At 40.8% G+C, this 21,058-nt stretch carries 17 protein-coding genes; 7 read left to right on the plus strand and 10 right to left on the minus strand.

All coding sequences use genetic code 11. The features are described 5' to 3' along the window. Window positions 1-174 precede the first annotated feature (174 nt). Window positions 175-354 (minus strand): hypothetical protein, encoded by a 180-nt coding sequence (locus H0W62_08835; GenBank protein ID MBA3648643.1) that lies wholly within the window; start codon window positions 352-354, stop codon window positions 175-177. A gap of 218 nt (window positions 355-572) precedes the next feature. On the opposite strand from H0W62_08835, the gene H0W62_08840 reads away from it, so the two are divergent. Beyond that, window positions 573-1,406 carry a flap endonuclease gene (locus tag H0W62_08840; GenBank protein ID MBA3648644.1) on the plus strand — a complete coding sequence of 278 codons (834 nt, stop codon included), beginning with the start codon at window positions 573-575 and terminating at the stop codon, window positions 1,404-1,406. An 8-nt stretch (window positions 1,407-1,414) separates the two neighbouring features. Here H0W62_08840 and H0W62_08845 read toward each other — a convergent pair whose 3' ends face one another. The 8 genes from H0W62_08845 to H0W62_08880 all read right to left on the minus strand — a co-directional run bounded on the left by H0W62_08845 (window position 1,415) and on the right by H0W62_08880 (window position 13,849). Continuing rightward, entirely contained in the window at window positions 1,415-2,614 is a 1,200-nt protein-coding gene (locus H0W62_08845; GenBank protein ID MBA3648645.1) for a restriction endonuclease subunit S, read from the minus strand. 12 nt (window positions 2,615-2,626) lie between these two features. Next, entirely contained in the window at window positions 2,627-3,097 is a 471-nt protein-coding gene (locus tag H0W62_08850) for a DUF4411 family protein (GenBank protein ID MBA3648646.1), read from the minus strand. A gap of 1 nt (window position 3,098) precedes the next feature. Continuing rightward, window positions 3,099-4,283, minus strand: a complete 1,185-nt coding sequence (locus H0W62_08855; protein MBA3648647.1) for an ImmA/IrrE family metallo-endopeptidase — start codon at window positions 4,281-4,283, stop codon at window positions 3,099-3,101. A gap of 90 nt (window positions 4,284-4,373) precedes the next feature. Continuing rightward, complete coding sequence (locus H0W62_08860) at window positions 4,374-5,927, minus strand: N-6 DNA methylase (protein ID MBA3648648.1); 1,554 nt, start codon at window positions 5,925-5,927, stop codon at window positions 4,374-4,376. Window positions 5,928-6,007: 80 nt separating this feature from the next. Next, the gene (locus H0W62_08865; protein MBA3648649.1) at window positions 6,008-9,118 is read right to left on the minus strand and encodes a metallophosphoesterase; all 3,111 of its coding nucleotides are present in this window, start codon (window positions 9,116-9,118) and stop codon (window positions 6,008-6,010) included. Between the two features lie 200 nt (window positions 9,119-9,318). After that, window positions 9,319-9,729, minus strand: coding sequence for a GxxExxY protein (locus H0W62_08870; protein MBA3648650.1), 411 nt, complete (start codon window positions 9,727-9,729; stop codon window positions 9,319-9,321). A 40-nt stretch (window positions 9,730-9,769) separates the two neighbouring features. After that, entirely contained in the window at window positions 9,770-12,532 is a 2,763-nt protein-coding gene (locus H0W62_08875; protein MBA3648651.1) for a DEAD/DEAH box helicase family protein, read from the minus strand. Between the two features lie 87 nt (window positions 12,533-12,619). Then, on the minus strand, window positions 12,620-13,849 hold the full coding sequence (locus H0W62_08880; protein ID MBA3648652.1) for an ammonium transporter: 1,230 nt from the start codon (window positions 13,847-13,849) through the stop codon (window positions 12,620-12,622). A gap of 256 nt (window positions 13,850-14,105) precedes the next feature. Between H0W62_08880 and H0W62_08885 the strand changes: the two genes are divergently transcribed. The 3 genes from H0W62_08885 (at window position 14,106) to H0W62_08895 (ending at window position 16,537) form a co-directional block, all read left to right on the plus strand. Then, window positions 14,106-14,279, plus strand: coding sequence for a hypothetical protein (locus H0W62_08885; GenBank protein MBA3648653.1), 174 nt, complete (start codon window positions 14,106-14,108; stop codon window positions 14,277-14,279). A 189-nt stretch (window positions 14,280-14,468) separates the two neighbouring features. Continuing rightward, window positions 14,469-15,125, plus strand: coding sequence for a hypothetical protein (locus H0W62_08890; GenBank protein ID MBA3648654.1), 657 nt, complete (start codon window positions 14,469-14,471; stop codon window positions 15,123-15,125). 152 nt (window positions 15,126-15,277) lie between these two features. After that, window positions 15,278-16,537, plus strand: a complete 1,260-nt coding sequence (locus H0W62_08895; GenBank protein MBA3648655.1) for an aspartyl protease family protein — start codon at window positions 15,278-15,280, stop codon at window positions 16,535-16,537. A 21-nt stretch (window positions 16,538-16,558) separates the two neighbouring features. On the opposite strand, the gene H0W62_08900 is transcribed toward H0W62_08895, so the two are convergent. Beyond that, complete coding sequence (locus H0W62_08900) at window positions 16,559-17,956, minus strand: bifunctional folylpolyglutamate synthase/dihydrofolate synthase (protein MBA3648656.1); 1,398 nt, start codon at window positions 17,954-17,956, stop codon at window positions 16,559-16,561. 94 nt (window positions 17,957-18,050) lie between these two features. Here H0W62_08900 and porQ point away from each other — a divergent pair, with 94 nt between their 5' ends. The 3 genes from porQ (at window position 18,051) to H0W62_08915 (ending at window position 20,837) form a co-directional block, all read left to right on the plus strand. Beyond that, entirely contained in the window at window positions 18,051-19,115 is a 1,065-nt protein-coding gene (gene porQ, locus H0W62_08905) for a type IX secretion system protein PorQ (GenBank protein ID MBA3648657.1), read from the plus strand. An 86-nt stretch (window positions 19,116-19,201) separates the two neighbouring features. Continuing rightward, a complete protein-coding gene (locus tag H0W62_08910) occupies window positions 19,202-19,891 on the plus strand; it encodes a (d)CMP kinase (GenBank protein MBA3648658.1) in 690 nt (229 codons plus the stop codon). A gap of 52 nt (window positions 19,892-19,943) precedes the next feature. Continuing rightward, window positions 19,944-20,837, plus strand: coding sequence for a 4-hydroxy-3-methylbut-2-enyl diphosphate reductase (locus H0W62_08915; protein ID MBA3648659.1), 894 nt, complete (start codon window positions 19,944-19,946; stop codon window positions 20,835-20,837). Window positions 20,838-21,058: the final 221 nt, after the last annotated feature.

Consider the following 21,058-nt stretch of genomic DNA (forward strand, 5'->3'; position numbering starts at 1 on the left):
GCTGCAATCAGGTTACAGAATTATCAACAATTTTGTATTTAATTAACAAAAGAAAAAGTAGCAAAAAGAAAAATAATAATTGCAAAGTGATTGAAAATATCACTTTGCAAATCTAAAGGTTGGTCTTTGAAAAGCGATGTGTGTTTGGAAGACCAACAACTGAAGTGTAAGTGGTTACTTGCTGTTGGTCTGGCTCGTCTTCAATCTTCGTGCAAAGACCAATAGCGGCGAAAAACTTCCGCTGTTTACTTGAGCTTTTCGATGCGCTGCCAAGGAAGCGATCTTTTTATTAGCAATCTTCATGAGTTGTTGAGTTACAGCCTGCAAGCCCGCTTTTCCTTTTTCTCCTTTCAAAAGATTTCCCTTCTTTGCATGAGATACAGAGTATGAAAGGAAGACGAGTAATAAAATTCACTTCTGATCGTGTTAATCCTCGAATTCTGAGAAGCGCGGTTCAGACATTTACTCAAAGTACCTTTGCATTCAACTCTGAAACAAGTTCTCCAACTCCCTACGCAAAGCTGCGAATGGATTCGAAAGCCACCGCAGTAATTAAATACCTTTGAAATTGCATGATCATTCATTTGATTGATGGAACCTACGAGCTATTCAGGCACTTTTATGGTCAGCGTCGTTTTAACAAGGGTAAAGACAAGCAATTCGGTGCGCTGTCGGGTGTATTGAATGGAGTGTTGCAGATGTTCGAGGATGGCGCAACACATGCAGGTGTGGCCACCGATCACGTAATCGAATCATTTCGTAATAAACTTTGGCCTGGCTATAAAACCGGTGAAGGAATTGAGCCCGTTTTGTTGAATCAATTCCATCCATTGGAAGAAGCTCTATCGTCGATGGGTGTTGAAGTATGGCCAATGACAGAACTGGAGGCCGATGATGCGCTGGCATCAGCCGCGAACCTAACGGCCTCCGATCCGCGCGTTCAGAAAGTTTGCATCTGGACTCCTGACAAGGACCTTGCACAATGCGTTGACGATGATCAAGTGGTGCTGATGGATCGAAGGGCAAATAAGATCCTGAATGCAGATGCAGTACGCAAAAAATTCGGGGTGAGCCCCAAGCTGATTCCAGACCTACTCGCCCTCATCGGCGATACTGCGGATGGTTATCCGGGTATCCCCGGAATTGGAAAGATTGGCGCAGCCAGATTGCTGAACCAATATGGTCCTATCGAAGCTTTTCCTGCGGACATATTGGGGATACAAAGTAAAAAAGCTTTGCTCTTCAAGCAACTCGCTACCTTGAGAACCGATGCCGCGCTGTTTAGCGACCTTGATCAGCTGCAATGGCATGGCCCTAAATCATCTTTTGCCGCACTCGCGACCAGGCTTGGGGAACACCGCTTACTCAATCGGGCTATTGCTGTCGCTGAAAAAGTGAACTGGTAATTCACTTCTCACCCAAAATACCTCTGCATCAAACTCCCAAACAAATTCTCCAACTCCCGCTCACTCTCGCGCTGTTTTGTGCGCAACTTTTCTACCTGCTCTACCAGCGTTGCAAATTTTTGTTGCTCGGTGAGTGGAGGAAGAATAATTTTGAAACTCTTGATCTGTTCAAATGTAAATGCCTGTCTTGTTGCTCCAGAATTTTGTGAGAGGATTGAACTTTGGAACGTCGGTATGCTGATTTGAAAAGATAAAAATACAGGGAGGATTTTATTTTTCTTGACTCTGATAATGCAAACATGTTGGTTCACATTAGCCGAATCATCTATCCCTTCAAAAAATGAAACGCGGCCAATTGATGCACCAGTAATATTCAGTAAAACATCTTCTTTCTTTAGCCAAGTTCTTTTCATGTTGCTGTGAATCTCATCAGAAATGAATGCGACATTTGAATAATCAAATCTGTTCATCAATACGTTTTGACTCCTTATGAAAGTAATTCCCGAGTCTTTATAAACTGCGGCACCACCTAAAGGAGTTGAGCCACTCGATACTTTTGTAGAAATATCTCCAACCTCTTCTACTTCCCATTCCTTCTCATTCTTCACCGGATCACCAAACATTTCAAGAAAAGCAGATTGAAGAAATTGCTCAGTGAGTTGGTTTGCTAGTTTGCGTTTTTGGCGTGCTGAATCGGTTTGCTCTAAGATGAAGGCGATTTTTTGCTGTTCTGAAATTGGAAGAATAGGAATTGGTTGCTTTGCAAAATCCCTCATATTGAGATTTCTAAGGCCTGATGTTGTATTTGAAATCTTTTGTAAGAAATCTTTTGCCCTGGGAGAATTCAAATAGTAAAATAAGATCTCTGGAAGAATAATCTTCTTGTTTGCTCTCAATCTTTGAGTAAAATTTGAAAACAAAAAAGTCTTTCCATTAGGATTCATAAACAAGCAGCTCTTTCCAATAAGCTGAGGACTTCCGCTTGATTTCGTAATCAATATATCTCCATTATCAAGTGTGTATTCATTAACTTTCTTCGGAGATATTTTTCGGAAAGCAATGTCATCAAGAGTCAACCTTCCATCTTGGATATTTGATGAACGCAAAATGGGATAATCATTTTCATCTCCATTGTCTCCCCAAGTTCCCGATTGATTCAGTAGTAAAACTTCTGAAAGCTCTTTCTCTTTAAATCTGTTGAATTGCATTCTGAAATCTCTTTATTTAAATTCCCATTTTTCTCTTACAAACAATTCCGGTAACCTTACACAAACAATTTTCATTTTTCGTGCAATTGTTGGCAGCATGCGGTGCGGGAGTTCTTGTTGAATGATAATGAGCTTGCGATGGTGCGCACAAGCTATTACAAAGGGATCGGCAGCAGGGCGCATTCCTGTGGGATCAATCCATCCTTCGTTATTATCCATCAATTCGCGAATCATCTGCAACTCTTCAGGAGAGTGTTCAATAAACATTTTCTTGTGCTTTTCAACCCAATCAAGAAGCCAATCACTTCCACGCATAATTTCGTTGTATACTTCACGAACTGAAATAATTTCAAATTTTTCGCACGCTGTATTGAGCCGATTCCAAACACCACCAAACACTTCAGGAGGATAATCCTTTTTTAAATCAATAAGAGCGCTACTGTCAAGCACATATCTCCAAGGCGATTCAAAAAGGTCGTCCATGCTAAGCTTGAATCCGTTGGATTATTTTCGGTAGGTGATCAAGCTTCACATCCAGGTAATCAGCAATCTCACTATAAGTAAGAATTCCTTTTTCTACTCCACTCATTACATCGTTAATAAACTTCTTTCCCTTCTCTCGATAAACTGTATCTGCAGGTGAGATGATAACCTTTCTGCCTTCCTCTTTTACCTTTTTTAACAGGGCTTGTTTGCGACCAAATAGTTCTGCATTCCATTTTCCTTTCTTGCTGAAATAAAAACTCTTGGTAGCTAATCGCAGATCAACCAACTTGCGAAGAATAACTTCCTTACTCACCTTATATTTTCTTGCAAATTTTTCAAGGTCTTCTTCGCTCCATTCCTTCTGAGATTGTATATTAAAATTGATATCATGTTTAAACACTTCTTCAGGAATCAAGAAAGAAGCAGCAAACTGGTTACAGAAATCCTCAATGTCTTTATATCTCCCACTCAGATTTTTCGATTCTTTATCTCGAAATATTCCACCACTGTTAAAAAGAATGTGACACACTTCATGAAACAAGCTGAAAATGCGACCATTCTTTGCATCTTTTAAATTAAGAATGACTAGGGGAAAATCATCAGTAAGCGAAAAAGCCCGGGCTTCTTCAAAAGGCATATCTAATTGAAAAACATAAATGCCCAAGCCCTCAACCATTTCTCTAAAATTGTTGAATGCATAATCCACTTTCCATTTACTTTGTTCCTCGATTGTTAAACCGATAAAATTTCTAAACCGTGCGGCTGCACTTACGGGGTTATCGCGAAGTGTAACATTGAAATTCAGATAAGGTGGTCGCTCCTTTTCATCTTTATGCAAATCACGAACAAGGTTTTGGAGATGCCTTGCTTTGCGAATCACCAACTTCAATTCAGAGGAAAGGTTTTTTATTTCTCTGCTACTTAGGTTTCTAAAATCCTGATCAATCGGTTTCTCTTTCGGGGGCCTAGATAAAAATAAAATGGCCAGTGGTCTCTTATAAGCTTTATAAGCAAGATTCTCTAACTGCACATATGAAGGTGTTTCAATTCCTTTTTCCCAACGTTTCACTTTCACTTCATCAACTCCAATACTGCGAGCACAATCTTCAACTGAAAGACCTGCTGAATTACGTGCCCAAAACAAAACTTCAGGAGCAATTTTTAAAGGAAGTGCTTTTGACATCGCCGCAAAGTTCTTAATTGAAGTTGAATGATTGTAATGTGGTCAAAGAAGAAAATCTAAGTAACAATAATTTTGAAAACTGCATGGGAATTATTTCGTCTTCTCTTTTATCTGCTTCACTGCATACAGTATTTCTTCTTCCATCACCATAATACGATCCATCAACACATCCGGTTGCTCATATTTCATGGGTTTATGCTCAACAGGTTTGTAGCGAGAAATACTGAGGTCATATTTGTTCTTGCGTATCTCATCAGCATCAACAATCACCAAGCGCTTGTCATCCCGAACTTGTTTCGGGATCTCCTTCGATTTAGTAGATGCTGAAACAAGTTCAGCATACCGCGAGACGATTGAAGGAATATCATTGGCTTCCGTCTTCTGCCGTTTATCGTCGAGTGAGAAACCATCGGCTTGCATGTCGTAAAACCAAACGGTGTCTGTTACGCCTCCTTTGGTGAAGAGCAGCACTGCCGTGCTCACGCCTGCATACGGTTTGAACACACCGCTCGGCATGGAGATGATTCCATCGAGGCGACATTTGTCCATCAGAATTTTACGCGCATCTACGTGCGCATTGCTGGAGCCGAAGAGCACACCATCGGGAACAATCACGGCAGCTCTTCCGCCGGTGACGAGTAAATCATAAATCAATTCCACATACAGCAACTCTGTTTTCTTCGTCTTCACATTGAAGCGCGTGTTCACATCGCTGGCATCAATGCTTCCTTTGAACGGAGGATTGGCAAGGACCACATCATACAATCCTTTTTCATTAAATTGCTTGCTCAGCGTATCGGTATAGCGGAAATTCGGATTGTCCACGCCGTGCAACATCAGGTTCATCGCTCCCATGCGCACCATCGTGGTATCAAAATCATAGCCGCTGATGGCATGACTCTTCAGAAACTCATGCAGTTTTTTATTCGCAATCTTGTCGCCAATAAGGTTGTGCGCTTTGCCTTCTTCATCGTAGGTGAGCACATCAGCGCTCGTATTCATTTCGAGGATGCGTTCATAGGCAGACACTAAGAAACCGGCTGTGCCCGCCGCAGGATCGCAAATGCGTTCTCCTATTTTCGGGTCAATCAGTTTCACCATCATGCGGATGATGTGACGCGGTGTGCGGAACTGTCCGTTCTTGCCTGCGGTGGTGAGCTGCATGAGCAGGTATTCGTACAGGTCGCCCTGCACATCAATGTTCTGCTCGCTGATGTGCATGTCGTCAATGATCTTCACGGCTTCCTGCAACAGCGAAGCGCGCGGAATCACAAACACTGCATCCTGCATGTGCTGGGTGAATGAACTGGTTTCACTGCCGAGGTTGCGTAGAAAATCAAACACCACATCGCGCACATGCCTCAGCATTTCTTCGCCGGGCAATTGACTCCAGTAACTCCAACGGCATTTCGCCCCTAAATCCCCTGAAGGGGACTTTCCATTCTGTATCTTAAAAACACTATTGAACGGAGTGCTCCTCCGCTTCGCACTCGCTGCATTTGCATTGTCTCTGTCTTCGAGGCGCTTGAGGAAAATCAGGTAGCTCATCTGCTCAATCGCCGTAAGCGGATTGCTGATGCCTCCGCTCCAGAATTTATCCCAGAGTGAATCTACTTGTGAGCGGAGTTGTGGGGAGGTGAGCATGAGTGATTTTATGTTCGGGAAAATAAAAACTGTAATGACTCACAGAATTTTACTGAGTGACTGTAGTTAATCAAGAAATGTCAAACTGTTGGCTTGTCTTTTTTCTGTGTTGATGTTGCATCAATTCTTCTTTGCTTACTCATAGGAATTTCAAGGAAGGATAGGATGCGTTGTTTGTTTTCTACGCTTGTCGGGAAAAGATAAAGGTAGTTTATAACCATGCGTTTCATTATCTGTAATGGCAATGGATATTTTGTAAAATCATCTTTCAAGTTTCTCATTTCGGAATTTGGAAAACTTTTGAAGTAGTCTAACTTGATCGAGAAGTCAATCAATTTTGCTGAATTGTAATTATTCTTATGCAAGACTTCTTCATAACTGTTTTCAAGGTTTTGTGTTCCCAAAGAATCGGAAACCTTTTTGATAAAGTTGTAAGAGATTTGATTGCAGATGCCGAATAAAATTTTCCGGGAAACACCTTCAATTTTGTCCTTGTCGTGAATATGTTTTTCGTCAATGAGGTTCACGATTTGATTAACAAAAAAGTCGGTATTATTCTCAATGACAGTGAAAAAAATATTGAGTGTTCGCAACCCAACTAAGTATGCTTCTTCAACTAAGTCAATGATGACGGGGTTCGTCATTTTTCCGTAATTATTTTTCAGAATTTGTCCCAAGACTTCGATTGTTTTGAAGGCTGAATTGAGTTGCGACACAATATCAAGTTCAGAAATGTCCTCATCTAAATCTGCAACTTGAGAGAGGTCTTTCTGAATTTCCTTTAGTTCCTCTTTGTCTTGTTCATCATTTTGTTTGTTTACTTCCTCTCTGTGTTCTTCAATGGATTGGGATTCAAATACCAGTTGCGGAAGTTTGTCTGCAAGTTTATTGATTGCCTGTGTATCGTCTTGCAGTTTACAAGGTGAAAGCTCATGGAATAATTCCTTGGCATTTTTCAAAATCTCGGTGAGCAAAAATTTGTCTTTAGAGTGGTGTGTCAAGAACAACAAAACATTTGCAAACTCTGTTCTGTAAATTCTTTTGCAAAGGGCTGAAATAGTTTTTCTAGTTTCTTCTACGTCAATACTGTCAGCTAGATGTTTTGAAACAAAGAAGTAATAAATGTAGAGGTATTTGAATTCATACACGTCTACATACACTTCCATAATGTTTGCCGTGCACAAGTTCCTGAGAATCTCGTCAAGGTTTGGAGTGATAGTAAATAATTTTCTGTATTCAACATCAAATTTTTTCAGTTCAGCATAATCAATTGAACGAATTTTATTTTTAAAAAACCAATAGGATAACTCACTCAGATAGTTGTTGTAGCTTGTGATTTCATCCTGACTCTTTAATGAATTGCCAAATGCCTTTGAAATTAAGAATTGATAGTAATGTCCGAATGTGCTTGCAGTAAGGTCAGCAGGATTTCCTAATTCTATCGCCTGTAGAATTGTCAATAGAAAAATCGGGTAATTAGGAACAAGATTTTTTCCGGTTACAGTCCTGATAATTATTTCTGCCTGATTCAGTTTGTTTATCCGTTCTTCATCCGTAATTGTTTCCAGTAATCCAAGTGTAATCCATTTGTTTATGAGCTTACTTTTTAGAACATGACTGAATTCACGGATTTCATAAACTCCGAAAGATGAAAACAAATCTTCATTAACTGCTTCATCAGTTATTATGTCCTCAATGGACATAAGTTCATTTCCGGAAATAATAAGGTTTGGAAAATTCTTTATTAAGTTTGAAAGCAATCTTCCTTTGTATTTTGCATTGATGTTTACTTTATCAAAGTCGTCAATGATGATGACAAGTTTTGTTCTATCAAGTTGAACGAAATCTTCTTTCTCAGTAGTAGTATACTGATTGAAAAAATGTTGAAGTGCGATTTTATTAAAGTCGTTAATGATTGTTGTTTTCAATCGGTGCCCGTCAATCAGAACAGGAACAAAACCCTTGGAGTGTAAATGAGAAAAAGTAACTTTCAGTAAAGAAGATTTCCCGATGTTTTCAGCCCCGCTTAAAAGCAAGCGAATATCCTTGCTCAAAGATTTGATTAAGGTTTCAGAATCAATGGTAGTGACTGTAACTTCTTTTTCACTGTCGGCTGTATAGTCAATTACTTCAAGTCGTGGGAACGTGAAAATGTCAGAAAGCTTTATTTGAACTCTTGGGTGTGCGAAGTTTGCACCCGCATCATTTAGGGTAACAAAAAATTCTTTTTTCAACTCGTAAGTGTTTTTGATTTTTAAAACACCTCTTTCGTATGAAGTCCATGCATCAGAAGATTCGTTAGCGTATTTATCTCCGTGCCATTTGTAATTGCTAATTTGAAATTTGTTTGTCTTTAAGTCAAAGTTCACAAGATTGAAACCGCTATGTTTGGGTTCTCCGGTTTCCTGTAACACATCGCCTTCCACATTATAGATGATGTTGTCTTCCAAATCTGAGATTGCTGATTTGGTATGTTCGTGTTCATGTCCTGTGAAATAAAAGTCAGAAGTTTTTTCAATGTGGAACTTGAACTCTTTTCTGTTTTCAGGTTTGAGCCAATGCAGAGGATGATGAAAGCAAGTGATAAACAAGTCAGCTTTTTCTTTGAAAAGCTCTTCGTCAAAACCTCCGATGGGAAAGACCATTTTACCCGGTAGTTCGTGTCGCTGTGAGATATAGGCGGTGTTGTAGCAATAAATGATAATTGTTTTTTCAACTGTAGTGAATTTGAAAATGTTCAACAACTTACTTGAGTGAATCTTGTTGTCGCTTGAAGTTACTTGGTCGGCAAACTCAAAATAATTTTCCTGTGCTCGTGTTAAAATATCAATCACACTTTCGTCAATGGACTCCTCACCCGTTTGATGAATAAGTTTGATTAATCCCTCTCTTGATTTGTTGTCTTGTTCAGGTAAGACACAATCATGATTGCCGGGCAGAGGAATGATGTTAATTGGTTTAGTGGAATATTTTTCTAATGAGGATCTGACTCTGCCTAAGAAGTCAGAAGCTATCTTAAATTCTTCTTTACTTGCTGTGTTTGTTAAGTCCCCTGAGATTGTCAGGAAAACCAACTGTGAATCTTTGCAATTATTTGAAAGAGCAGAAACAAGTTGTTGCTCCTTTTCTAAAAGAGAATTATCGTCTTTTGTAAAGTGAATATCGGACAGTTGTATGAATAAAATATTCATTGCACTAAGGGTTTAAATTGTCTTTTTAAAGGTAGTATATAAGGACGCACCCATATTTCGAAAGCTTTTATGCTACAAGTCTTTTCGTCAACTCAATAATTTCCTTCACATCATCATTGGTAAAAAGTTTCTCCACTGCATTCATCCCGAAGTTTGAGAAAGGGGTGTCAGAACTGTGATGTATATGATTGATGTGATGTTCATGATGCCGCTGTAGCCGGTTTGAACTTCTTATTCTCCAGTCGGTGAAACTCAAGCTTCACATTTCCAAAATTGATGAGCAACCCGATTTGAAGATTATATGCCTCCAGATAATTGATTGCCTGCGCGAGATTCACCGAATCCAACACCGTGATGGCTTTCAACTCAACACTCACCACTCCTTCCACAAGGAAATCAACTCGGCGCGTTCCTATCTGAATGTCTTTGTAAAAGATTGACATTTCATACTCTCTTGAAAATTCAATTCCCTGCAAATTCATTTCGTAAGCGAGCGCCCGTTGATAGATGACTTCCTGAAATCCGTTACCAAGAGCATTGTGTACTTCCATCGCACATCCAATGATTTTGCCTGTCAGCTCCGAGTGTTTGTATTCGTTTTTTGTTATCATGTTTTAATCATTTTCATCCCACCCATCACAGTTCAGACAATCAAGCAACCAATCTTTTCGTCAACTCCATTATTTCATTCACATCTTCAACAGTAAATAATCTATCAACTGCGTTGATGCCAAAGTTAGAGAACGGCGCATTGTAGAGATCATCCAATTCCAGTTTTCGTGTTTGCAGAAACACACTCTGCACCGTGCGCAAAAATTTTGTCTGGTCGGCATTGTAATGATGTTCGAGAATGAAGGCATCAAATGCTTTGCGTACAATCTGCTCGTACGTGGGTAATGTTTCCAGCTTTAGCAAATGCTTTAAGAAATCCACCAAGCTTCCTACGCGCACGCCAAATGCTTTCAGCATGTTGTCATCGGTGAGATCGAGATCATCGGTGCTGAGTTCTGTTTCCAGTGTTTGCTCCAGTGCAATCAGGTCATCGAGTTTTACCTCTTCACCTTTTTTCAATCGCTGAATAGTCGGGTGCTGCTGTGCGAGCTGCTCAATCTTTTCTTCAATGCGCCGGCGGTATTCTTCCACCATCACTTTCTGTCCTTCCTTCTTGACAATAACCCATTTGCGCGAGTCAATGATGTCATCCAATCCGAGTTCAATGATCAAGCTTCTCTTTTCGCGCTTGTATTTCATCAATGGCGCAAGAGCGGTTTTTGCTTCATCAATATTTTTCAACGTCGGGCGCTCCCAAAACTTAGTAGAGAGAATTGCTTCTTTGTAAGCAATTCTTTCTTTCACTTGCTGCAAATTGGAAGGAAGCAGATCAACATCTTCACGGATGGAGTTAATGATAGCTGCTGCATCTTTCTGTTGTAACAATGCAAGACCAGCACGTTCCATTTTAGAAGTGAAGAATGCTTCGGCGAGATTTACTCCGGTAACAAATCGCAGCAGCGGCGCCACTTTCATTCGGAGGAATTCAATCTTCTGTGAGTTAATGTAATTCCAGAAATCATCATTCCATGCTTCGCGCACATCTTTCAAATGTTTTTTCACCGTGAAGGAGTCGAGTGGAATCTTTGCAATGTCAACGCGGAGTTCCTGCACGATGTATTTAAAATCCTCACCGCCTTGATCACCGATTAAAATGTTCAGCTTGTTCAGGCGGCTGTTGAAGATAGTAACAAGAACAGGAATTTGCGCTGTGGTCTTGTCATCCTTCGGCATCATGTTGAAGTGCTCGAAGTTTTCCCAGAAGTCAACGATGAGAAAATTGTCTTTGCCGTTGTCGGGTAGCCACTCCAGGTGTCTGCACGCTTCAAAACTTCGCGTGCCTCTGCCGATCATCTGCCAGAATTTGATTTGCGAATTCACCGGCTTCATGAATGCAAGGTTCATCACTTCGGGAATATCCACGCCGGTGTCGAGCATGTCAACAGAAATAGCGATGCGCGGGAAATCCTGTTTCTTGAATTGATCGAGTAAATCTTTTGCGCGTTCTGTTTTGGAATCAATCACGCGGGCAAGCAATCCTTTGTGCTCCGGGTACATGTCATTGAATGCTTCCTGCAAGCGCATCGCATGCTTGTGCGTGACGGCAAACACAATTGTCTTCGCAGGCAATTGTCCGCTTGCATCTTTGTAACACACATCCATGAATTCTTCCCACTGCCGAATCAGTGTGTCGTGATTCGTTACTTTCTTTTCGAGATCGGTTCCTTCGAAGTTGATGTCTTCAGGATCAATGCCGCGCTCTCGCAATGACTCCTGATCTTCTTCACTCAAATCAATTCCGCGAATTCCTTTGCGCTGAAATTTTGTTTGCGCCGCATACACATTGTAATCTGCGAGGTATCCGTCTTTCACCGCCTTGTCATAGGTGTACAGGAATGTCGGCATGGGTCCGTCACACTCGAAGAAGCGAAACGTGTCGCGGTCAATGAAGTTGGCGGGTGTTGCAGTGAGTCCGATCTGCACGGCATCGAAATAGGCAAGCACATCGGTGAACTTGTTGTAGATGCTGCGATGACATTCATCGGAGATGATGAGATCAAAATCTGCGGGAGAAAATTTTTCATAGCACAACTCCAGTGTTTGCAGGGTGCTTACATACACGCGCGCATTGCGGTCAATGTTGTAGGTGTAAATGCGGGCACGCGCTTCATTCGGCAGATGCACTTTGAATCCTTCACTCAATGCCTGCTCTACCAAACTATCGCGATCAGCGAGGAACAAAACTTTCTGTGCTTGTCGAGCGCGAAGAAAAACATCAATCAATGCCATGATGGTCCTGGTCTTTCCTGTACCCGTCGCCATCACCAATAATGCTTTTCTCTTTTTTCTTTTCTTAATCGTTTCACCGATTCTTCGAATTGCTTCTACCTGGTATGAACGATTTACAATAGAATCTTTGATGGTGATTTCATTGAGCGGAAGTTTATTTTGCTCTAGGAAGAGAAGGCGCTCTAAATTTTCTCTCGTAAAAAATCCGGCGACGAATCTTTCGGGATGTGTTTCAGAATCCCAGAACCAAATGTCTTCACCGTTCGTCATGAACGCAAATGGTCGGAAGGTTTGTTTTGCTGCGATCTTCGTTACATACTGCAGCACTTGTTCTTTTCCTACACGCGCATCACGGCGTGTGTTTTTCGCTTCAATCACTCCAAGCACTTCTCCATTCGCCCGGAACAAACAGTAATCGGTCACACCATTTATTGGAGAAGCATCATAACCTTCAACAGGGACTTCGAAACTTATTTGAGTTCGGTCAGCAAGATTCCATTTCGCCTTTTTTAATTGCGGGTCAATGAGGTTGTAGCGAACCTCTGCTTCGTTGAGCTGTGAAAAGTCAATCATTTAATGAAGAAATCAAGTGCTTTTACTAGCATCATCTTTACGTTTTATAAACATTGATTCTACTAAAAACTTATCTCTAAATATGGTTTAAATTACCCCTTCGTCATACGCTATCTCACCGTGTATCGCTGCATCGAGGCCAGTATCTTCATCCTCCCCGGAAACACGCACACGGGTTACCAGGTTAATGGCTGCAAGCATGCAGTAGGTAAAGATGAAGGCATAGACCGCAGAGCCGATGGCTGCGGCCACCTGCTTGATGAAGAAGGTTGCATTCCCTGCCATAAGTCCCTGAGCGCCAGCAGGATTAACTGCTGTAGTTGCAAATATTCCCAGCATAATTATTCCAACGACTCCGCCCATGCCATGCACACCCCAGACGTCGAGCGCATCGTCCCAGCCAACGCGGTTTTTAATATGGACTGCCAGGTAACAGATCATGCCTGATGCAATACCAATAATCACCGCCGAGCTTAGGGAAACATAACCTGCAGCAGGCGTTATGGTGGCAAGTCCTGCCACGGCGCCGGTCAGCAACCCTACAAATTTCGGTTTCTTTGAGGTAGACCATTCGATGATCAGCCACGTGATTGCTGCAAAGGAAGCCGCAACATCTGTGTTTAAAAATGCCAGTCCCGTAATGGCATTTACATCAAGCGCGCTGCCTGCATTAAAGCCATACCATCCGAACCAGAGCAGCCCTGTACCGAGCGCAATAAGCGGAATGCTGTTGGGCTTGTTCTCCGTGTTCCTTCTCTTCCCAACATAAATAACAGAGGCTAATGCAGCGAATCCGGCAATGGCATGTACAACGATGCCTCCTGCAAAATCAAGCACACCCCATTTAGCGAGCAGCCCTCCACCCCAGATCATATGCACAAAAGGATAATAAACGAGCAGCTGCCACATGACCAGGAAGATAAGATATGCCTTAAATGTAACGCGGTTTATGAAGGCGCCGGTGATGAGCGCAGGCGTGATGATTGCAAACATCATCTGGTACGCCATGAAGACAAACTCCGGAAGTTTTGGATTTCCTGAAAAGGCAGAATTCAAAGTAACTCCTGCCATCATTGCCTTATCGAGGTTACCAATAATTCCTCCTTCCCCGCCACTGAAGCACAGGGAGTAACCGACAAAATACCAGAGGATGGTAGTGATGCCCATGGAGACGAAGCTCTGGATCATAATGCCGAGGATGTTTCTCTTACCGGCGAGACCTCCGTAAAAGAATGCGAGTCCGGGTGTCATCAGCATTACGAGGCTGGTTGCTAAGAGCATGAAGCCGGTGATGCCACTGTCGAATGTTGTTTGCATGAGCGTAAAGTTTAGAGTTTGGAGTTTTAGGTTATGCAACAGATGCCTTAAATGGAGATGAATATATATATAATCAGAAATTTTCCTGATTTCTTTTTGCACAGGTATTTTAAGCTATCCTTTCTTTAAAAAGAATTGCTTCCAAACAGTTTTCGAAGATTTTAACTGAATAGTCTAAATGTTTTTGATTACAGAGCATTAATTTGATTTTCAGTTGTTCACAATTGGAAGTTAACCGAATAGAAAATCGACAGCAATGAAAAGTATGGTGGTCCACCTGGTCTCAGTGGTAATATTATTCAATCCTAAAACACCTATCAGTCAAACTTCATATGATAAAGAAATTATTGCCGGTCACATACCTGATTTCAAACAGTGTACGCAGGCGAAACAATATCTTTCCATTAATAAAAACAATGAGGTTTCATAAGAAGCGGCTATAAAGCAGGATCGATTTATTCTACTGCCGCTATTTCTAAAGATGTAATAATCATCAGCAGTGCAGATGGATGGCTCTATTGTTTAAAAAGACTATAGCGGTATTTTCTAATCAGTATATCATCTTATCCGCATCTTTATTATATCGCAATATTTAAATACTTTACAGAAAAGATTGTGCATGAAAAAGTTTCTTAGGAATAATGGGCTTTCATTGGTGTTCCTGGTGCTTTTTGTTTTAGCAATGGCTGGACAATCTTATACCGGGTTAAAACAGTATAACAGCGAATTGCAGGAAACGGGCAGGCAGCAGGTTAAACTTCTTGAATACTTTAGTTCTGGTCACTTCTTTGAATCAACATTTGAGAATTGGGAGAGTGAATTTTTGCAGATGGGTTTATTTGTTGTCCTAAGCATTTTTCTGTATCAAAAAGGATCTTCGGAATCGAAGGATCCGGATAAAGACGAAGATGTAAATCGGGAGCCAAATCCCCTGCGAAAGAACGTTCCCTGGCCGGTAAAGAAAGGTGGATTAATACTTTACGTGTATACGTATTCACTTTCCATCACCTTTTTTCTCTTTTTTGTCTTGTCGTTTTTGTTACACTGGTATGGAAGCATGACGGACTATAATGAGGAACAGGCATTTAAAGGTTCGCAAACGCAAAGTGCATGGCAATACCTCGGCAACTCGAAGTTATGGTTCGAATCTTTTCAAAACTGGCAAAGTGAATTCTTATCTATATTAGGCATTGTTATCTTTTCTATTTTTCTAAGGCAAAAGGGTTCTCCACAGTCCAAGCCTATAGATGCGCCCAATAGTGAAACGGGCGACTAATATGGTAGTGATTCCGGCACTTCCATAATTGATAATTTGGGAATAAGCTGAACTTCCGGAGAAAAAAAATGAAGCGTTTAATCGAAAGGATTTTGAATGCAACGAATCTTTTCGGACTTTCATCCATGTAAGGAACTCTTACAAACCATCCCGTGGCAGTGTGCAGATTCTTCCATGTATATCACTCGTTTGTTTGCAGATTTTTATTTTCTGTACTGCTGATCTTTTTTATCCATGGAGCAACTGCTCAAACCTATTTTCAATTTTCATCTAACACACACAGAGCCACCATACCCTTTAAATTCTACCGTAACCTTATCATTGTTCCGGTTATAGTAAACGGGCACGGTCCTTACAATTTTGTGCTTGATTCCGGCGTCGGCATATCTACCATTACAGATCCAGATCTGATTGGTGAGCTGAATCTGCAACTTGGTAAAAAAATTACTATACGCGGACTCGGTGATCAGCAGCCAGCAGTTGCTTATTTAAGCTCGGGAATTATAGTTGCCATGCAATCGGTACAAAGCTTTCCCTTTACTATGGCGGTGTTTGAAAAAGATCCTTTTTTCCTTTCTACCTATCTTGGTATAAAGGTGGAGGGTATTCTGGGTTTTGAATTCTTTAACAGCTTTTCTGTTAAAATCAATTACCTCAACAAAACAATATCGCTTTTCCCGCCAGGTAATTATAATCCGCCAGGAGGCTATACTGCCGTTCCGATAACCCTGCAGCTGAATAAGCCATTTATAAAGGCTGTTTGTGAGATTAACGAAAACCAAAATGTTCCTATCGATCTATTGGTAGATATTGGGGCAGGCTTTCCTCTTTCATTAGAAAAAAAATCAGATTCCCGCATTACGGTTCCTGCCCTGCATATTGAAACTCAGCTGGGCATGGGATTAAGCGGGATTATCCATGGCAGCCTGGCGAGAATACAGAAGCTGGAGATAGCAGGATTTAAATTTAAAAACATAGTAACCTCCTTTCCCGATTTTGGAGACTGGCAAAATACCTCTGAAACGGGTGATAGAAATGGAAGCATCGGAAACTTTTTACTCAGGAGATTTACGGTGGTGTTTGATTATCAGAATTCCAAACTTTATCTCAAGCCGAATTCACAATACCGTGCAGCATTTGTTTATGATCGTACAGGAATTGAATTAGTTGGTGGAGGGGATGATTATTCCAGCTTTGTGGTGTCCAATGTAAAGCAGAATTCACCTGCTTCAGAAGCAGGCATACACGAGGATGATATTGTACTGGAAGTTAACTTTCAGCCGGTAAAAAATTTTGATTTGGGTGGGATTGACCATATTCTCAGTGATCCCGGATCCAAAGGCGTTTGGCTAAAGTTGAGACGAGGTGAAGAAGATATCTATGTGCTCATTAAAATGAGAGACCTTATCTGATTCCTTATGAAAATGCAGGGCTTAAATCACTTCAGCAACCACATACGTACTGCCTCCTGCATAGATAAGATCTTCTTCTACCGCATTTTTTTTTGCAGCTTCAAACGCCACTGAAACGGAAGGATAACTATCACCTTGCAGGCCACTTTCATTTGCAGCCTGGCGTAATGATTCTGCATCAAGCCCCCGGGGAATATCGGGGCAACAAAAATAGTAATGCGCTTCTTTAGGAAAAAGAACAAGGATTTTCGAAAGGGCCTTTTCTTTCACAAAACCTAAGACCAGATGCAGGTTTTTCACCGGATAAGTTTTTAACTGCTGCATTGCATATTGCAGGCCTGCCTCATTGTGCGCCACATCGGCTATTATAAGAGGATGCTCCGAAAGGATATCCCACCTGCCCCGCAAGCCTGTGAGCTTTTTAACGTTGGCCAATCCCTGGTAAAGATCATCATCAGAAATAGTAAAGTCAATCTGCTGTAATAGCTCAACTGTCTGCAACACGGTAACCACATTTTTTTCCTGGTAATAGCCGGTTAAGTCGAGCTCAAATATTTTCGAAAATGAGTCATCATATTTTTTTATAAGATTCAATTTCAATTTTTCATTATTTGAAGAAGTCCGGATAAATTCAGCATGCGTAATAGCATAATTTTGATCTGCAAAAAAGATTGCTGCGTTACGTTCAATTGCCGTGTCGAGGAATACGCCGGCTGCACTTTTAATTTTGTTTTTTTCTGAAGTGCTTTCCACTGATTGAATGATATTTCCTGAAATTTCTTTTTCTAATTCTTTCTCCGGTCCAATTTTATCTGTTTGAGATTCGCCTATAACTACCGGGATATTTTTTTTTATAATTCCTGCTTTTTCAACAGCAATCTTTTCTATGGTGTCGCCAAGGAGATCCATGTGATCATAGCTGATGTTTGTAATCACTGAGACCAGAGGGAAAATCACATTGGTAGAATCGAGGCGACCGCCCAAGCCTGTTTCTATTACAGCAATATCCACCTTTTCTTCAGCGAAATATTTAAATGCCAGTCCAACGCTCCATTCGAAAAATGAACAACCGATCTTAATAACGTCATTGCGATATTGCTCAACAAAGTCTATCACGGTTCCTTCGGGGATCATGATGCCATTAATACGGATCCGTTCGCGAAAATCTTTCAAATGCGGAGAAGTGTACAACCCTGTTTTATAGCCACTCTGCTGAAGAATAGCAGCTAACATATGCGAAACGGAACCTTTGCCATTGGTGCCGGCAATGTGAATGCTCTTGAATTTATTTTCCGGATTGCCCAGCAAATCACACAGCAAAAGAGTATTGGTTAAATCCTTTTTATACGCAGCAGCCCCTATGCGTGAAAACATGGGCAGTTGCTGATATAAGAACTGGACGGCCTCTTCGTAATTCATCTTTTTTCCTGATTGCTGCAAAAGTATATTTTTGGTGTGATCAAAATATTAGGTTCTCATTTGCGTTTTCTCACCACCTCTGTCAACTGTATTCGTGCACAAAACATTTACTCTTGTTTTCCTGGCTATTTGTTTTTCATTGTCTGGACCCTTTTCTTTTGGGCAAACTGGTGGCCAGCACGTTTTTCAATTCCTTAACCTTTCACCTTCGGCACGGATTACTGCAATGGGCGGAAACTTTATTTCGCTGATGGATGATGATCCTTCGCTGGCTTTTCAAAATCCTGCCTTGCTGAATCCTTCGATGAATAACCATCTTTCGCTTAATACCGTAGATTACATTTCGGATATCAACTATGGCTATGCCGGCTTTGTGCATTCATTTGATACGATAAAAACCACCTTTAACGCCGGGATTCAATATATACATTACGGAAGCTTTAACAGTACGGATGCTGTTGGGAACACATCGGGCACATTTAACGGATCAGAATATGCAATATCTATAGGTGCCGGCCGCGAGTATACGGAAAGGTTTTATTATGGAGCTAGCATTACATTTATTACTTCGCATCTTGAATCTTATACGTCAAATGGCGCAGCACTTACTCTCGCAGGAGCTTACCACGATGCTGAAAATGGACTAACTGCGTCTGTTCTTTTTAAAAATGTGGGAACACAATTTAAAAGTTATATTCCGGGCAACCATGAACCATTGCCTTTTGACATAGAAGCGGGAATTTCAAAACGGCTTATTCATACTCCGTTTTTATTTTCCCTGGTATTTCATGATTTGCAAAAATTTGATATACGATATAATGACCCGAATGAGCTGCCCGGCACCACTATAGTGCTTGATTCTTCCCGGCAGGTAAAAAGCAAAAACTATATTGCTGATAAAATTTTTCTCCATTGCATATTTGGTGCAGAAATTTATGTGGGTAAAAATGTCCGGCTTAATCTTTCTTACAACCACCAGAGAAGGCAGGAGCTCGCATATGAGCTTCATAAAGGACTTTCAGGATTTAGTTTTGGGGCAAACGTGCGCATCAACCGTTTTAACATTGGATATGGAAGATCTATTTATAATGATGCAAGCGGGATCAATCATTTAACCGTTGGAATCAACTTCGATGATTGGTTCGGAAAGAAAATGTAGCATTATAATGATCCGCAGTTTTTCTGCAGGTTGAAAGCGGTTTATTAATTTTCAGATTTCCTTCCGGCTATTTTTATTTTTGTCCTATGCCGAAAAACATCATTATCACTATCGATGGCGTATCATCCAGCGGAAAAAGTACATTGGCAAAACAATTAGCGGCATTATTGCGCTACCGCTATATTGATTCGGGGGCCTTCTACCGCGCGGTCACTGTGTTTTTCCATGCTAACAAGATTGATCAGAAACATGCGGCTTCTGTGAAACAGGCATTGCATGAAATACAGATTTCCTTTGAATATGATTCGGGAAAGAATCAATCAATAACATATTTAAATCACAGGGATGTAGAATCTGAAATCAGGAGTATGAAAATATCTAACCTGGTGAGTGAAGTGAGTACCCTGGCAGATGTACGCAGATTTATTGTTGCTGAATTGCAATCGCTGGGAGATGAAAAGGGAATAGTAATGGATGGAAGAGATATTGGAACCGTTGTTTTTCCTAAAGCAGAATTGAAGATTTTTATGACGGCTGAGGAAACCGTGCGCAGTAAGAGGCGTTTTAGCGAAATGAAAAGCAAAGGCCTAGAGGTTACCAAAAACGAGATTAAGCAAAACCTTTCCGGCAGGGATTTGTTAGACAGTAAAAGAGAAATTGCACCATTAAAAAGGGCTGATGACGCATTGATTCTTGATAGCACGCATATGACCGAAAAAGAACAGCTGAACTTTGCGCTGACTCATGCTCTTTATATAATTAATGGAAAGCATTAAACAGGATCTTTTATAAAACCATTAATAAAAAAATGCCATTTACCTTTGCACTATGAACGTAACCATTGATCCGGATAGTGGTTTCTGCTTTGGAGTAATATATGCCATTCAAATGGCAGAAGATGAGCTGGACTCGGGCAGCGAGTTGTATTGCCTTGGTGATATTGTGCACAATGATCTAGAAGTTAACCGGCTAACAGCAAAGGGACTCAAAATAATAGATCACGAACAGTTTAAGGATCTGAGGGATTGCAAGGTTCTGATCCGGGCGCATGGTGAGCCGCCGGAGACTTATATTACAGCTATGGAAAATAATATCGAGCTGGTAGATGCTTCTTGCCCTGTAGTCTTGAAATTACAAAACCGGGTGAAGCTGTCCTATGATAAAATGTTTGGCGAGGATACTCAGTTGGTGATTTATGGAATCCCCGGACATGCAGAAGTAGTGGGATTAATGGGTCAAACCGATCAGCAGGCCATTCTTATTACGGTTGAAGACGACCTCGCGAAGATCGATTTTTCAAAGCCGATCGTATTTTTCTCACAAACCACTAAGAGTACTGAGAAATTTTATTACTTCAAATCATTGATTGAGGAACGGGCACGGGAAAAAGGCAATTTAAATGTAAAGGCAAATGACACTATTTGCAGACAGGTCTCCAACCGTGAGCCGCAATTACAAAAATTTGCCGCTGAACATGATGTTATTATATTTATAAGTGGAAAAAAAAGCTCAAATGGCAAAGTGCTGTACAATGTTTGCAAAGAAATAAATCCTCATTCGTATTTTATTTCGGAAGAAAATGAAATTGAGGAACAGTGGTTTGAAAGTGCGCGATCAGTTGGTATATGCGGGGCTACATCTACTCCCCGGTGGCTTATGGAAAAGGTAGCAGAAACTATACAAATCCGGTATTCCCATGAAAAAACATTATCGCCTTCATAATTTTGGAAAAGTCGGTAAAGGCACCATAAATCCAGCAGGAAAATTTTATGGCATTGTTCAAATCCAAACTGAATCAGTTGCCATTACCGACGTTTCTTGATCAAATGAAGAATTTACATTGCTTTATTATAAAATTTCATTCAATAAGAAATTCATAAAGAGTATCATTAATCGTTTAAAAACACTATAAAGATAAAGTACCCGGCAGCCAATGTCAATAC

It is taken from the genome of Chitinophagales bacterium, assembly GCA_013816805.1.
Lineage (GTDB): Bacteria > Bacteroidota > Bacteroidia > Chitinophagales > UBA10324 > MGR-bin340.